13 protein-coding genes are annotated in these 15,459 nt (G+C 40.5%); 3 read left to right on the forward strand and 10 right to left on the reverse strand.

The features are described 5' to 3' along the window. Positions 1–128 precede the first annotated feature (128 nt). From FKG96_RS16925 to radC, 6 genes are all read right to left on the reverse strand, one after another. On the reverse strand, positions 129–656 hold the full coding sequence (locus FKG96_RS16925; RefSeq protein WP_130855796.1) for a DUF962 domain-containing protein: 528 nt from the start codon (positions 654–656) through the stop codon (positions 129–131). 153 nt (positions 657–809) lie between these two features. Further along, positions 810–2,363: a ribonuclease Y gene (rny, locus tag FKG96_RS16930; protein ID WP_013667203.1), complete on the reverse strand. Its 1,554-nt coding sequence runs from the start codon at positions 2,361–2,363 to the stop codon at positions 810–812. A 331-nt stretch (positions 2,364–2,694) separates the two neighbouring features. Further along, positions 2,695–2,985: a cell division protein ZapA gene (locus tag FKG96_RS16935; RefSeq protein ID WP_041387595.1), complete on the reverse strand. Its 291-nt coding sequence runs from the start codon at positions 2,983–2,985 to the stop codon at positions 2,695–2,697. A gap of 36 nt (positions 2,986–3,021) precedes the next feature. Then, positions 3,022–3,330 carry a hypothetical protein gene (locus FKG96_RS16940; protein ID WP_130855794.1) on the reverse strand — a complete coding sequence of 103 codons (309 nt, stop codon included), beginning with the start codon at positions 3,328–3,330 and terminating at the stop codon, positions 3,022–3,024. A gap of 26 nt (positions 3,331–3,356) precedes the next feature. After that, positions 3,357–5,756, reverse strand: coding sequence for a phenylalanine--tRNA ligase subunit beta (gene pheT / locus FKG96_RS16945; RefSeq protein ID WP_130855793.1), 2,400 nt, complete (start codon positions 5,754–5,756; stop codon positions 3,357–3,359). 238 nt (positions 5,757–5,994) lie between these two features. Next, the gene (radC, locus tag FKG96_RS16950; RefSeq protein ID WP_013667208.1) at positions 5,995–6,696 is read right to left on the reverse strand and encodes a DNA repair protein RadC; all 702 of its coding nucleotides are present in this window, start codon (positions 6,694–6,696) and stop codon (positions 5,995–5,997) included. Between the two features lie 177 nt (positions 6,697–6,873). On the opposite strand from radC, the gene FKG96_RS16955 reads away from it, so the two are divergent. Continuing rightward, positions 6,874–7,740 (forward strand): DUF1080 domain-containing protein, encoded by an 867-nt coding sequence (locus tag FKG96_RS16955; RefSeq protein ID WP_130855792.1) that lies wholly within the window; start codon positions 6,874–6,876, stop codon positions 7,738–7,740. 52 nt (positions 7,741–7,792) lie between these two features. Here FKG96_RS16955 and rpsT read toward each other — a convergent pair whose 3' ends face one another. Beyond that, positions 7,793–8,047, reverse strand: coding sequence for a 30S ribosomal protein S20 (gene rpsT, locus FKG96_RS16960; protein ID WP_013667210.1), 255 nt, complete (start codon positions 8,045–8,047; stop codon positions 7,793–7,795). 105 nt (positions 8,048–8,152) lie between these two features. On the opposite strand from rpsT, the gene FKG96_RS16965 reads away from it, so the two are divergent. Both FKG96_RS16965 and FKG96_RS16970 read left to right on the forward strand, forming a co-directional pair. After that, on the forward strand, positions 8,153–9,109 hold the full coding sequence (locus FKG96_RS16965) for a zinc dependent phospholipase C family protein (RefSeq protein ID WP_242627171.1): 957 nt from the start codon (positions 8,153–8,155) through the stop codon (positions 9,107–9,109). Between the two features lie 122 nt (positions 9,110–9,231). Continuing rightward, complete coding sequence (locus tag FKG96_RS16970) at positions 9,232–11,106, forward strand: TonB-dependent siderophore receptor (RefSeq protein WP_149105721.1); 1,875 nt, start codon at positions 9,232–9,234, stop codon at positions 11,104–11,106. A 56-nt stretch (positions 11,107–11,162) separates the two neighbouring features. Here FKG96_RS16970 and FKG96_RS16975 read toward each other — a convergent pair whose 3' ends face one another. The 3 genes from FKG96_RS16975 to FKG96_RS16985 all read right to left on the reverse strand — a co-directional run bounded on the left by FKG96_RS16975 (position 11,163) and on the right by FKG96_RS16985 (position 15,253). Continuing rightward, positions 11,163–12,218, reverse strand: a complete 1,056-nt coding sequence (locus FKG96_RS16975) for a sugar phosphate isomerase/epimerase (protein ID WP_130855789.1) — start codon at positions 12,216–12,218, stop codon at positions 11,163–11,165. 192 nt (positions 12,219–12,410) lie between these two features. Beyond that, positions 12,411–13,739, reverse strand: coding sequence for a xylose isomerase (xylA, locus tag FKG96_RS16980; RefSeq protein WP_130855788.1), 1,329 nt, complete (start codon positions 13,737–13,739; stop codon positions 12,411–12,413). A 32-nt stretch (positions 13,740–13,771) separates the two neighbouring features. Beyond that, entirely contained in the window at positions 13,772–15,253 is a 1,482-nt protein-coding gene (locus FKG96_RS16985) for a xylulokinase (RefSeq protein WP_130855787.1), read from the reverse strand. Positions 15,254–15,459 lie beyond the last annotated feature (206 nt).

The raw sequence follows: 15,459 nt of genomic DNA on the forward strand, positions 1-15,459 counted from the left end.
TAATGATAAGTACTATACTTAATCTTTTGGTTAGGTTAAAGTTAATTATTTGTAACCAAAATTGTTTGTTGTTGGTTACTGGTTATTGGTTGTTAGGATTGAAGACCTAACAGCTAATACCTAAGACCTTAATACGGTATTCCTAGCCTTTTGAAAATAAAATGCCATAACCAAACCGGACCGATTAAAAGAAACTTGATATCTGTCAAAAACGATGGTTTCTTACCTTCAATTTTGTGACCTATAAATTGTCCGATCCATGCTATAACAAAAATGATCAGGCATATCAACCAAGGTGCAGGCCCTCCTGCTTTTTCCCAATACTCCAGTTGTACGATAATATAGCTGAAAACCCCAAAGCTAAAAAGCATCGCATAAGATAACGTAGGAGCTAAACGGAGATAGTAGTAAACCACCAGTGCCATTGCGATGGTAAACCAGTTAATAAAGCCATTATAGCGCCCTAAGAATTCAAGATGTGGAAAAGGAATGAACCAGATAAGCCCGGAAATACTAAAGGTTATAAGTGGAACACAGATCCAATGAATCAGTTTGTTGCTTGAACGTTGGTGGTGTTCAGCATATTGCTCAAAATAAAGATCAATAGGGCGTTTCTTTGTCTGTATTTGCTTCGCCGACTTAAGCTGTTTTGACATAAGAGTAAGAATTTAGAGGATGCCTAAAAGCTTTCCCGATGTTCATTCGACCGTGTACTCATATCTCAACTTATTTCGATTGCCTACCAGCGATGAGCAAGCAATCGAAAAAATGTCAAGAAAAGGCCTTTTTAAACAACCTCCTTGTATTATTTATTTTGCAAAGGCCACTGATCGGGTTTCGCGGATAACCGTAACCTTAATCTGCCCGGGATATGTCATTTCGGTTTGTATACGATTGGATATATCTGCCGCTAATATTTCTGCCTGGGCATCAGTAACTTTTTCACTTTCTACCACCACACGCAATTCCCTACCGGCTTGTATCGCAAACGTTTTTTCCACGCCTGGATAAGAAAGTGCTAGCTCTTCCAACTCTTTTAAACGCTTGATATAACTTTCAACAACTTCTCTCCGTGCTCCCGGTCTCGCACCGGAAATAGCATCGCAAGCTTGCACAATTGGAGAAATAAGTGAAGTCATTTCGATTTCGTCATGGTGAGCTCCAATGGCATTACAAACTTCCGGATGTTCTTTGTATTTCTCAGCCAATTGCATACCCAAAATCGCATGAGGTAATTCCGGGTTATCATCAGGTACTTTGCCAATATCATGCAATAAGCCGGCACGTTTTGCCAGTTTTACGTTTAACCCTAATTCAGCTGCCATGGTTGCACAAAAATTAGCCACTTCGCGCGAGTGCTGCAACAAGTTTTGCCCATAAGAGGAACGATAACGCATTCTGCCAACCATCCGGATCAACTCCGGATGTAAACCATGAATGCCTAAATCAATAACGGTACGTTCGCCAATCTCTACAATTTCGTCTTCTATCTGCTTTTTGGTTTTCGCTACAACTTCTTCAATGCGGGCGGGGTGAATACGTCCATCTGTAACCAATCGGTGCAAAGCAAGCCGCGCAATCTCTCTTCTTACCGGATCAAACCCGGACAAGATAATCGCCTCAGGTGTGTCGTCAACGATGATCTCTACGCCAGTAGCTGCTTCCAATGCACGGATATTACGTCCTTCACGACCGATAACGCGTCCTTTGATTTCATCATTTTCTATGTTAAAGATGGAAACCGTATTTTCGATAGCGCTTTCGGTAGCCGTACGCTGTATAGTTTGAATGACCACCTTTTTTGCTTCTTTACTGGCGGTGAGTTTGGCCTCATCTACAATGTCTTTTATCTGGATCATTGCTTTCGACCGTGCCTCTTCTCTTAGGTTATTTACCAGTTGTTCTTTCGCTTCTTCCGCCGATAAACCCGCAATTGTTTCTAACTGCTTAATGTGCTGCATTTTCAAATGCTCCACCTCATCCTGTTTTTTGTTGTTCAGCTCAATCTGACGTTCCAGATTTTTCTTAACGTTATCAAGCTCTTGCTTTTCCCGATTAACTTGCTCTAATTTGGAATTAAGTGATTGTTCTTTTTGGCGAAGCGAGTTCTCCTTTTGATTGATCGCATTATTTTTTTGGTTAACCTCCCGTTCATGTTCGGCCTTTAAATGAAGAAACTTTTCTTTTGCTTCCAATAAACGATTTTTCTTCAGCATCTCCGCCTCTTGTTCAGCCTCTTTTAAGATACGTTTAACCTTATTCTGTGCTGCAATTTCTTGCTTCTTAAGTAAGCTACGGAGTAAAAAGCGTCCGATCAATACGCCAATAGCCAAACCTAATAACACATAAATTACTATTTCCATGTTGTTTATATATATATTTAGTTGATAATAGAACCGGGGGATCATACTATCCCCGTTTCTAGAACCGTTGATTGCTTAATCATCGTGCAAAACCAACACCTTTCCCATAAGGTCAGGAAGGTTTACGCAAAAAAAAACCGCAGTTAAAAATAGGTTCCAATTATTTTAAACTTCTATATACAGGTTTAGCGTACTAACTATCTCCAGGTGGCGAAAGCAAAATGGAGTATGTCTATTTACGCTTCTTTATATTGAAGTGTTAAGTTTAAAAATAGTGAAACCCGAATTAACTGCGGTTAAATCTTATAGCTCTATATTTCAAAAGAACGAATCAATCTTTAAAAAACTCCGATAGCAATTGATCTAATTGGTAAACTTTATCGGATACGCTTGTATCCTCTTCTCTCACCTTTTTTTCTGCCTTTAAGGCTGCTGTAGCATAATGCAATACAGCCATCGAAAGCAGATCTTGCTTATCTCTTACCGCATAATTCTCCTGTAGATCTTTTATACGGTCGTTAATTAATTTCGCTGCATGACGGATAATCTCTTCTTCTTCCATCTCTATCCGTAAAGGATATATCCTGTCTGCAATATTTATTTTTATGGAAATATCTCCCATAGAATGAGCTTGATTCACTATATAATTTGGGTTACTCTATTTTAGTAACTCAATACATTTATCTATTTCTCGCACAAAATCGTTAATTTTTTGCTTGATGTCAAGTGTTTTTTCATTAATGGCTTCCTTTTCTACCGGTGCACCTTCCAAAGAACGGGCAACAGTTAGCGCCTTCAGTTTCTCCTCCAGATCCTTATTTTTATCTTTGGACGCTTCAAATGCTACTTTAATGGATTGATTCTCCAATTTAAGCATGTCGTTTTCTTCTTGTAAAGATAAACATAATTCAATCAGTTTTGCTGTTTTCTCTACGACATTATCTAATTGCGCTGAAACCGTTGACATCTCTATTTAGCATTTTTAGTTAGCCTCTATCCCTTTCTAATTTCTGCACCTACTTCTTTTTCAAAGTTAAGTATTAATTTTTGTATCACCGAATCAATTTGTTTATCTGTTAAGGTTTTTTCCTCGTCTTGCAACTCAAAGCTCAAAGCGTAGGACTTCTTTCCCGCCGGCAACTTGTCACCTACATAAACATCAAAAACACCTACTGATTTGAGAAGTTTACGTTCGGTTCGTTCGGCTATATTCTTTAAAGCGTCGAAGGTTACTTGCCGATCAATCAATAGCGATAAATCTCTTCTTACCGCAGGAAATTTGGCTACTTCCTTATAGGTGATTTTATTTTTACGGATGGCCTTTAGTAGTAATTCCCAATTGAATACCGCGCAATATACCATGCCGTTCACATCGGCTTTTTTTAAAGCCTTTGTAGAAATTGCGCCAAATTTCACTAAGGTCTTTTGTCCTTTAACATATTGTAGGCCATATGAAAAATGCACGCTCTCCAAGTCTTCCGTTTTGAGATCGCGAATGTTAAGACGCTTCACTAAGGCATCAACTGCTGCTTTTATATCGTAAAAAGAAACGGGCTGCGACGGTTGGTTCCATTGCTGGGTATGTTGAGCGCCCGTAATGGTTAAACTTAATTGCTGTTCTTCTTCGTAAACGCCGTCTACCATATGATAAGTCTTCCCGAACTCAAATAATTTCAAATCGGGATTTTTTCGCTTTTGATTATATGCAACAGCTTCTAATGCGGAAAAGAGCAAGTTTTGTCGCATGACGTCCAAATCACTGCTTAAGGGATTTAGTATCTTAACCACTGTCTCTTCATTATCGGCATAGGCTAGTTTAGTAAGCGAGTTGGATAAAATCTCATTAAATCCATTGGCTATTAAAGTATCCGCAACAAGGTTCTGAATCACTTCTTTGTCCGGTTTTGCAGAAGTATTCAATGAAGCCTTGATTTGCTGCTTCATCTCGATATTATTATAACCGTAAATGCGCAAAACTTCTTCGGTAATGTCAACCTCCCGCGTCACATCAACTTTATAGGGCGGAACATAAACCGTCAAAACGCCTGCGTCTTTGCTTGCTATCTGTATTTGCAATGCCTGTAAAATATCAACAATATTTTCGTCAGTGATATTTTTACCGATCAAACGTCGAACGTTGTCCGGATTGACCTCAAAAACAAAAGGTTTTACCGGAGCAGGATAAATATCTGATATCTCGGAAGATATTTCTCCACCTGCGACTTCCACCATTAGCAACGCCGCCCGTTTAAGCGCATAAACGGTCATATCGGGATCTGTACCACGTTCAAATCGGAACGAAGCATCTGTTTTCAAGTTATGTCGCTTTGACGACTTTCTAATAGAAACGGCATCAAAATAGGCGCTTTCCAAAAACACATTCATAGTCGTTCCGGTAACGCCTGAATTTAGTCCGCCAAATACGCCAGCAATGCATAGGGGCTTCTCCTCGTCACAAATCATAAGATCTTCCGAAGATAGCTTACGTTCTACCTCGTCTAATGTAACAAAAGCCTCGCCTTCTTTTGCGTTGCGAACGATAATGTGACTACCTGCTACCTTATCTGCATCAAATGCATGCAGTGGTTGCCCTAGCTCGTGAAGGACATAATTGGTGACGTCAACAATATTATTAATGGGTCTTAAGCCAATTGCCCTTAGTTTTTCCTGTAACCACTCAGGTGAGTCGGCAACTTTTACGCCACTAATACTCAGGGAAGAATAACGCTTACAAGCATTGGTGTTATCCACAGTGACAGGCATCAAACGACCCGATCCCGCTTTGAAGGAGCTAATATCCGGCAACTTTACTTCCTGTCTCAAAACAGCCGCTACATCCCTAGCAACGCCTAAATGAGAGGCGGCATCAGCACGATTCGGCGTCAGCCCGATTTCGAAGCAATAATCGTCTTTTACACCGAAAAAATCTTTAGCCAAACTTCCAACGGGTGCGTCAGCGGGCAATACCATAATTCCTTCGTGCGATTTGCCCAAACCTATTTCATCCTCCGCGCAGATCATCCCTTCGGAAACTTCTCCTCTTATTTTCGATTTATTGATTTTAAAAGGCTCACCCTCCAATGGGTAAACCGTTGTACCAACGGTTGCTACTACTACTTTCTGGCCGGCAGCGACATTTGGAGCCCCGCAGACAATGTGTAATAAAGAAGCTTCACCGACATCGACCGTAGTAATACGCAGTCTATCAGCATTTGGGTGTTGCTGGCAAGTTTTCACCTCTCCGATCACTAAACCTGTCAAACCCCCAGGAATGCCCTGGATTTCTTCAACACCTTCAACTTCTAAACCAATATCTGTTAATATTTGTGAAAGTTCGTTCGGGTTTTTATCAGTAGATATAAATTGTTTGAGCCAGTTGTACGATATCTTCATGGAAATAGTCTGTTTTCTTTGCTTTTTTATTTCGACGTTGCTAGGGTGACAGATTAAATAAATATCGCCAATAAAAGTTTATTAAATCCAGACTCAATACGGAGGCTGCAATAAACAGGCTACCTGTTAATCGTCCCACCGGTTGCAACGCTAAAAATTGTTGCAAACTTAGCATATTTTTTATTTTTATCGTACTTTGAGATAAGATAGATCACGAATATTAACTTGAATTCGGTTACTAGATATCTCCATGATCTAAAAAGCTGTAATAGCCTTCATCGGAAATGATGAGATGATCCAGTACCCTAACGTCAAGCAGTTTCCCTCCCTCAACAATTTTCTTCGTCAGCTGTTTGTCTGCCATGCTTGGCCTCAGCGAGCCGGAAGGATGGTTATGGCTTAAGATCAAACCCGTTGCCTTTGCCTGCAATACCGCTTGGAACACACCCTTGGCATCAACAGCCACTACACCGCTCCCACCTTTGCTTATTAATTCCTTTGCAATTACCCTATTATTTGTATTTAATAACAGAATCCAGAATTCCTCATGAGATAGATCAGCATAAACCGATTGCAACACCTGATAGGCATCTTCGCTACTCTCAATTTGAGGCTTTAGTACCGAGGCATTCTCTTTTCTCCGTCGTCCCAGCTCCAAAGCAGCAATGATGGCAATAGCTTTCGCCTCTCCTATTCCCTTATAATTGCATAAATCTGCAAGGGTTAATCGCGCTAAGTCACTCAGGTTGTTTTCCACATCACTTAAAATACGCTTACTGAGCTCAACAGCGGTTTCCTCTTTTGATCCGCTGCCTATTAAAATGGCTATCAGTTCAGCGTCACTGAGTAAACGACGGCCATTTAATAATAACTTTTCTCTTGGTCTGTCTTGTTCTGCCCATTGTTTTAAACGCATTCTTTTGGTGTAGGTTTCCTGCATAATTTTAATTCTAAGGTTTAAAAAAGATTTTCAGGTTCAGTGAAATTTATAGGACTAAGATAGTAAATTTCGGTTGGAAATCCTCTCTCCTCCTCCCGATAGCTAAAACCCAAATCTTATAGTAGCAAATTCATCTAAGTTTACTATTTTAGGCCTTAATTTACGCAATTATAAGCAATGAACAAATTACTACAGTTAGGAATGTGCGCATTGATCGGCGGAACGCTATCGGCTTGTCAACACATTCAATCGAAAGAAGCAAAAATGGAAACACCGTCTTGGGTTGATTTATTCAACGGAAAAAACCTTGATGATTGGACGGTAAAGATTGCCAAACATGAGGTTGGCGAAAATTATGCTAACACGTTTCGGGTGGAAAATGGCGTTATCAAGGTAGGCTACGAAGGATATGATCAGTTCGACCAACAGTACGGACATATTTTTTATAATAAACCGTATTCTTATTATTTGTTAAGAGTTGAATATCGATTTGTTGGTGAGCAAGCAAAAGGCGGTGAAGGTTGGGCCTGGAGAAACAGCGGTATTATGCTTCATGGGCAGGAACCTCATACTATGTTAAAAGATCAAGACTTTCCGATTTCTCTTGAAGCACAACTTCTTGGCGGGAATGGAAAAGAAGAAAGAAGCACCGGAAATTTATGCACGCCGGGTACCGAGGTCGTTTATAAAAATGAGCAATATACGCCTCATTGTTTGAACTCTAATTCAAAGACCTATGCCGGTGATCAATGGGTTACTGCGGATGTGCTAGTGCTCGGTGATTCCATTATCAAACATATCATCAATCGTGATACCGTAATGGTTTATACCAAGCCGACGATAAATGGTGGTGGCGTTAGCAATTACGACCCTAAAGTGAAACAAGATGGGAAATTGCTGAGCAGCGGATATTTTTCCCTGCAAAGCGAAAGCCATCCAATAGAATTTAGAAAAGTTGCTATTATTGATTTAGAACCTTATGCTAAAGATCCAAAAAAGTTGGATGGTATATTGAAGGAAATTCGTGAAAGGGACACCAAATAATAAAAGGGGTTGTGGAAAAAATCCCAACCCCAAAAATCTTAAACTATATATCTTAAGCTAAACCGTTAACGAACTTCGTCAATTTAGACTTATTGTTAGATGCTTTGTTTTTATGAATCACGTTTTTCTTTGCTAAACGATCTAGCATTGATATTACACGAGGTAATAAAGTAGCAGCTTCTTCTTTCGAAGTTGTCGCACGTAATTTCTTAATAGCGTTACGCGTTGTTTTTGCTTGGTAACGATTTCTTAAACGCTTCGCAGCGTTAGCTCTAATTCTTTTAATTGAAGATTTATGGTTTGCCATTTTTTAGCCTTTAATCCTTAATGTTTTTTTTCGGACTGCAAATATAGAATTAAGATTTGGATATTACAAAAAAGTTTTAAAAAGAGTTTGAAACGAATCTTGCTTATGAATCGTATCCTGACATTTTTATTAGCCTGTACAACCATATTTTTCTTAAGTTCTTGGGGCTTTTATGCCCACAGAGAGATCAATCGCTTAGCCGTTTTCACTTTACCAAGCCAATTGGCTCCTTTTTACAAAAAACATCTGTTGTATTTAAGTGAACACGCGGTGGATGCTGACAAAAGAAGATATGCCAATGAATACGAGGCGGCCCGACACTATATTGACATCGATGCTTATGGAAGCCATCCATTTGATAGTTTACCGAAGCATTGGTCGGAAGCCGTCTCAAAGTACGGCGAGGATACGCTCAACAGCCATGGTATTGTGCCTTGGCAGATCGATCGAACCTACCGTCTTTTAACAAAAGCCTTTAGCGATGGCGAACTTTCGAAGATTCTACGATATTCTGCTGACTTGGGGCACTATATTGCCGACGCACATGTTCCACTTCATACGACGCACAATTACAATGGTCAATTGACCAATCAAGTCGGGATCCACGCGTTCTGGGAAAGCCGTCTTCCTGAATTGTTTGCTCATCAATATAATTTTATTGTCGGCCGTGCCCGGTATGTTGCAGATCCGCTAGATGAGGCTTGGAGAATCGTCCAGCAAAGTTTTTTACTCGTCGACAGCGTGTTGACTTTGGAATCTACGCTTAACGATCGGCATCCCAAGGAAAAAAAATACACCTATGAAAACCGGCTACGTACATTGGAAAGGGTCTATTCCCGTTCTTACTCAACAGCTTATCATCGATCATTGGGCGGAATGGTAGAAAGACAGATGAGGAAATCAATCTTAGCTACCGGCAGTTTCTGGTATTCGGCATGGATCGATGCCGGGCAGCCCGATCTGGAAAATCTTTTAAAAATTGATAGCCGCCACCTGGTTAATCCCGAAAAAGATAGCATCCCCCCTAATGGTAAAGCCTTTGGCAGGGAAGAATGGCAATAAGTAATCCGGACTACCTCTAATATTAAAACCGGACTACCTAATCTAACGTAATAGCTGTTTAATTTGCACCGGTTTCTACTATGAGAAACCGGAAGAAGCACTTTTAAAAACACCTAGCTGTCATGAGAGTTTTTACGTTTATAGTCTTTTGCCTCTTTACAAAGGCCCTATTAGCACAATCGCCCCTATCATCTATTGACACGGATACCGTAACTACTTCACTAAATGAAGTGATTATTAATGAAAATCGCCTTCAGACACCTTTTTCGGAACAAAACAGAAATATCAATATCCTAACGAAAGAGCAAATAAAGAATTTACCTGCGCGTTCGGTTAGTGAGTTGCTCAGCTTTATACCCGGTGTGGATGTTCGACAGCGAGGTCCGTGGGGTGCACAAGCGGATATCAGTATTGATGGGGGTACTTTCGAGCAAACGATGATTTTGATCAATGGTATTAAAGTAAATGATCCACAAACCGCACACCATTCCATGAATATCCCAATTCCTATCGGAGCCATAGAACGAGTGGAAGTTATCCGTGGGCCAGCGGCTCGTGTCTATGGTATAAATAGTTTAACCGGAGCCATTAACATCGTCACCCGAACACCTGATAACGATTTCTACGAGGGAACTGTCCAACTCGCTTCCAGTTTAAAAAGCAAGGAAGAAGGCAGCGGCCTTTATAACGGACGCACTATCCAATTGGGCACCGGATTCGCAGATAGTACTGCGACGCATCTCGTATATGGAAGTCATGATTCCGGAAATGGATATCGTTATAATACGCCCTACAATAACAGCAAGATTTTTTATCAAGGAAAGATAAAAAACCATCATGAGGGACTGTGGAACCTCATGGGAGGCTATACCTATAATAATTTTGGAGCCAATGCTTTCTACGCTCCGCCAAATGACAAAGAAGCAAAGGAGATTGTACAAACCGCCCTTTTTTCGCTTGGGTTTACCAGCAGCACTTTAAATCGATGGAAGTTTTCACCGCGACTGAGTTATCGATATAATTATGACGACTATCGTTACAACCAATATAATTTAAGCTTGTTCAGAAATTTACACCATTCTCATGTAGTTAACACAGAGTTCAATGCTACCTATGGCACAGGAAGGGGTGTATTAGGATTAGGTATAGAGTTGCGAAATGAATTTCTCATCAGTACGAATATGGGTGATCGACAACGAAATAACTATGGCCTGTACGCTGAGTATAAAACTGAATTTTCGGAACGGTTAACAGCTAATATCGGCGCCTATTTGAATTATAACACACATTTCGGCTGGCAGGTATACCCTGGCTTAGACTTGGGCTATAAATTAGCTCCTCATTGGCGTCTCTATATCAACGCGGGTTCGGGACAGCGAATTCCTTCTTTCACCGATCTTTACACCAATGGTGGAGGCAACGTTGGTAATCCTGATTTAAATTCCGAAAATGCTTGGTATACAGAAGGGGGATTAAAATATAACAATGAGCGTAGTTTTGTAAGCATCAGTTATTTTTACAGGAAAATAACTGATTTTATTGATTGGACAAGGGCTAACACCGATGAAAGTTGGCGTGCTTCCAATTTTATGCAAAATCAAGTGCAGGGTTTTAATGTAAATGCCAATTGGCAATTGAGCACCCTCGCTAATAGTAACTGGTATCTCGGTCTTGCCTATAATTACCTAGATCCCAAGGTAAAGGCAGTTTACCGGGATCCTGTTATGTCCAAATACGCCATTGAGAGTTTAAGGCATCAAGCAGCACTGCAATTAAGCTTTAGATCAGAACCTATATCATTCAGTATATCAGAACGTTTTGTTGAGCGGATAAGTTATAAAAATTATTTTTTAACAGATGTAAAACTGAGCTATAACTGGAAGAATTACAGACTGTTCTTAGACGCCAATAATATATTCGATACGAGCTATATTGAAGCATCAGCTATTCCGCTGCCGGGACGGTGGTTTAATCTCGGATTTAATTGCAGTTTCTAAATCTAAGTAAGAGGTCGTCCGGAAACTACTTTCTAGACGACCTCCTACTCTTTGATCTAGCGGATTCCTAGTATCTCTTTATTGAGTTTCTCATTCACCCCGGTAGAAGCAAAATCATCGAATGTTTTATCCGTTACTCGAATAATATGTTCACTAATAAACTTAGCCCCTTCTTTAGCACCATCTTCGGGGTGTTTTAGTGCGCACTCCCATTCCATAACAGCCCATCCGCTAAAATCGTACGCGGTGAGTTTACTAAACACTGACTTAAAGTCTACCTGACCATCGCCTAACGACCTGAATCGACCCGCACGTTCAACCCAACCCTGATATCCTCCATAAACACCTTGTTTACCTGTTGGATTAAATTCGGCATCTTTTACATGAAACATTCTAATACGCTCATGGTAATGATCTATATAGGCTAGGTAATCCAAGCATTGAAGTACAAAGTGAGATGGATCATATAAAAGACAAGCTCTTTTGTGGTTATCGACTTTATCTAGAAACATCTCGTAGCTAATACCATCATGTAGGTCTTCCCCCGGATGAATTTCGTAACATAAATCAACACCAGCTTCGTCAAATGTATTTAAGATGGGTAACCATCGATTAGCCAACTCTTTAAAGCCTTCTTCCACTAGACCCGCAGGGCGTTGCGGCCAAGGATACACGGTATGCCACAGCAAGGCACCGCTAAAAGTAGCATGCTCGGTAAGGCCAAGATGCTGTGAGGCTTTCGCTGCATATTTGAGCTGCTGAACCGCCCATTCGGTACGAGCTTTCGGGTTATTATGATACTTCTCCGGAGCAAAGCCGTCAAACAATTTATCATATGCGGGATTCACTGCTACCAGTTGTCCTTGTAAATGGGTTGATAACTCCGTAATCTCTAAACCGTAACTATTTACAAGCCCTTTTATTTCATCAGCATAGGTCTTGCTTTCAGCGGCTTTTTGCAAGTCGAAATAAGAAGTCGCCCATGTGGGAATTTGTATACCTTTGAACCCTAAATCTTTAGCCCACTTACAAATAGAATCTAGGGTATTAAATGGTGGATTTTCTCCAATAAATTGTGCTAAAAAAATGCCTGGTCCTTTAATTGTTTTCATCTATTATTTTTTTTAATTGCTGATGAGAGCTCGCGTAAATAATATTGCTCTATGTGTCAATATTATTTACGTCTCGGTTTCATTCCAAATTTTACTTTTTGTTGGCTTTTCTAATACTGAGGGTTCAATATATTACATTTTTTTGAGCAAACCAAAAACCCTGCTTATGGGGCAGGGTTTCCGAGTACATTTTTAAATATACCGATTAATCAGATTCTCCAAATATTCTTGTTTACCACTGATTGCTTTCGGTTCACCAAGCGAAATCGCCAGGTTTCGAAGATCCGCTAACGATAGCTTTCCTTCCTCATAGGCTTTGCCATCACCGCTATCGAAAGAAAGGTAGCGCTCTCTTCTTATTTTAGTATAGTCAGAGTTTTTCAAAATTTTGTCTGCCACTAATAAAGCACGTGCAAAAGTATCTGCGCCACCGATATGTGCGTAGAATAAATCGGCCGGATCGGTTGAGTTTCGTCTAATTTTAGCGTCAAAGTTAATACCGCCTCCAGCAAAACCACCCGCCTCTAAAATGATCAACAGGGATTCCACCAGTTCGTTGATATTATTCGGAAACTGATCCGTATCCCATCCATTTTGGTAATCGCCACGGTTAGCGTCAATGGAACCTAATAATCCCGCATCCGCAGCTACTTGTAGCTCATGCTGGAAAGTATGTCCTGCTAAGGTAGCGTGGTTCACTTCCAGATTTAGCTTAAAATCATTTAACAAGTCATATTGACGTAGAAAACCTATAACAGTCGCGGCATCGTAGTCATATTGATGTTTTGTAGGTTCACAAGGTTTGGGTTCAATGAAGAAGGTGCCCTTGAAACCTTGCGAACGTGCATAGTCTTTTGCTATATGTAACATCTTCGCCAAATGCTCCTGTTCCCTCTTCATGTCCGTGTTCAGCAAGGTCATATAACCTTCCCTACCACCCCAGAAGACATAATTTTCACCACCTAAAGCGATTGTTGCGTCGAGCGCCGCTTTGATTTGTGCGCCCGCGTGTGCCACTACATGGAAATCAGGATTCGTTGCAGCGCCGTTCATATAGCGTTTATGACTGAAGAGATTAGCCGTCCCCCATAGCAATTTTACGCCACTAGCCTGTTGTTTTTCTTTTGCATAAGCGACTAATTTTTGTAGACGTTCTTCATTTTCCATAACATTATCTCCATAATCCACTACATCTACATCATGGAAGCAATAGTATGGCATGTCAATTTTGGTAAAGAACTCAAATGCGGCATCCATTTTGTCTTTTGCCCGCTGAATTACGTCTGCGTGCTCATCCCACGGAAACACATGCGTTTGACCACCAAAAGGATCCGAACCCGTTCCGTTGAATGAGTGCCAATAGGCTACAGCAAAGCGAAGATGCTCTTTCATGGTTTTACCTCCTACTACCCGGTTAGGATCGTACCAACGATAAGCTAATGGGTTATCACTTTCCGGACCTTCATACTTTATTTGTCCGATTCCTTTAAAATACTCGCGTTCTCCAATAATAATTGACATATGATATCTATTTATTAGTTTATTATAATACATTATTTCAGTTGATTCTCTAATAGATGCAGCCATTGACCATATTCCTCCTCATAGTTCCAGTTGGGATTTGGTTCAATTACCCTAAGTGCTTTTGCGTTTTGAAAAGCCTCTTTCGATGAATTAAAAACGCCGGCACCAATACCTGCTCCAAGCGCAGCTCCAACACTGCCATCGTTATTGTAAAGTTCGACGGGGGTATCCGTTACGTTCACAAAAATCTGTGTGAATAGGTCACTTAAAAATAAATTAGCTTTACCCGCACGTATCACCTCGGGAGACATACCGTTCTCTCTCATAATATCAAGACCATATCGAAAAGCAAAGGCAATTCCCTCCTGGCTAGCTCTAAATACATGTTCACGCTGATGCTTATTTAAATCCAGATTGGCTAAGTGCGCACCAAGTATACGGTTTTCCAAAATCCGTTCGGCACCATTTCCAAATGGCAGTATCTTAAGTCCATCGCTTCCTAAGGAAACTGTCGAAGCCAGCCTATTCATATCCTCATAATCAAGTCCCTTTCCGAATTGTTCTTTAACCCATCTATTTAAAATCCCCGTGCCGTTTATACAAAGCAATACACCAACCTTCGGGTCATCTAACCCGTAATTGACGTGAGCAAATGTATTCACACGCGAGAGGCGATCATAAACAAGTTGGTCACTTACACCATAAATAACGCCGGATGTGCCTGCCGTTGCGGCCACCTCTCCCGGATTTAAAACATTTAAGGATAATGCATTATTAGGCTGGTCTCCTGCCTTATAACTTATAGGAATACCGGCAGCAAGACCCAATTTATCGGCTATCTCCTTGCTAAGCCTGCCGTGTTCCCCGAAAAGGGGTGCCACTGTTGGTATTAGATCTTCTCTAAAGCCAAAATAGTCCATAAGTTCTTTGGATAATCGCTTGTTCCGAAAATCCCAAAATATCCCTTCAGAAAGAGCTGAAATACTTGTCGTAATGGTTCCTGTTAATTTCATGGCAATATAATCGCCTGGAAGCATTACTTTATATACGCTATCATATAGAACTGGTTCATATTCTTTTATCCATCCCAATTTAGCAGCGGTGAAATTTCCGGGAGAATTGAGCAAGCTAGCAAGAGCGGCTTCTTCTCCTAATGCACGAAAAGCCTTCTCTCCTATTGAAACAGCCCGACTGTCACACCAGATAATCGCGTTACGAAGATTATTTAACGCTTTGTCAACCATGACCAATCCATGCATTTGATAAGCAATACCAATAGCCTTAATATCTTGCGGGTTATAACATTTTTGATTGTTTAATGAGCGGATCGCTTGTTGAACATGCTCCCACCACATATCGGGTGATTGCTCCGCCCAGCCTGCCTCGGGAGTTAAAATCGCTGTCTCCTCTTCTTCGGGATATCTTAACGAGGCGACACAGCTTTGCTTGTCAGCGTCTACCACTGATATCTTAATAGCAGATGTTCCAATATCTATTCCTAATAATAACATAGATCTCCAGTTTACTTAGGTTAATGCTAACGTTGGCATAAAAATAGAACTAAAGAATGAAAATTGCAATAGGCAGCGTATTATTTTATTGTTTTTGGCTTCACAATGATATCGCCCGCTGCTATATAGCAAAATTGCATATCACCTTCATTTTTTCTATGTTTGATAAATTATTTCGTATATTTTCTATAATAGCCGTGGATCTT

The organism is Olivibacter sp. LS-1 (assembly GCF_008245145.1).
GTDB lineage: Bacteria > Bacteroidota > Bacteroidia > Sphingobacteriales > Sphingobacteriaceae > Olivibacter > Olivibacter oleidegradans.

Bases quoted from the DNA above. Each gene is read 5' to 3' on its own strand.
- radC (WP_013667208.1), bottom strand. From the start codon at position 6,696: ATGCAGGAAACCTACACCAAAAGAATGCGTTTAAAACAATGGGCAGAA.
- FKG96_RS16925 (WP_130855796.1), bottom strand. From the start codon at position 656: ATGTCAAAACAGCTTAAGTCGGCGAAGCAAATACAGACAAAGAAACGC.
- FKG96_RS16940 (WP_130855794.1), bottom strand. From the start codon at position 3,330: ATGTCAACGGTTTCAGCGCAATTAGATAATGTCGTAGAGAAAACAGCA.
- FKG96_RS16970 (WP_149105721.1), top strand. From the start codon at position 9,232: ATGAGAGTTTTTACGTTTATAGTCTTTTGCCTCTTTACAAAGGCCCTA.
- rpsT (WP_013667210.1), bottom strand. From the start codon at position 8,047: ATGGCAAACCATAAATCTTCAATTAAAAGAATTAGAGCTAACGCTGCG.
- xylA (WP_130855788.1), bottom strand. From the start codon at position 13,739: ATGTCAATTATTATTGGAGAACGCGAGTATTTTAAAGGAATCGGACAA.
- FKG96_RS16935 (WP_041387595.1), bottom strand. From the start codon at position 2,985: ATGGGAGATATTTCCATAAAAATAAATATTGCAGACAGGATATATCCT.
- FKG96_RS16955 (WP_130855792.1), top strand. From the start codon at position 6,874: ATGAACAAATTACTACAGTTAGGAATGTGCGCATTGATCGGCGGAACG.
- FKG96_RS16975 (WP_130855789.1), bottom strand. From the start codon at position 12,218: ATGAAAACAATTAAAGGACCAGGCATTTTTTTAGCACAATTTATTGGA.
- pheT (WP_130855793.1), bottom strand. From the start codon at position 5,756: ATGAAGATATCGTACAACTGGCTCAAACAATTTATATCTACTGATAAA.
- FKG96_RS16985 (WP_130855787.1), bottom strand. From the start codon at position 15,253: ATGTTATTATTAGGAATAGATATTGGAACATCTGCTATTAAGATATCA.
- rny (WP_013667203.1), bottom strand. From the start codon at position 2,363: ATGGAAATAGTAATTTATGTGTTATTAGGTTTGGCTATTGGCGTATTG.
- FKG96_RS16965 (WP_242627171.1), top strand. From the start codon at position 8,153: ATGAATCGTATCCTGACATTTTTATTAGCCTGTACAACCATATTTTTC.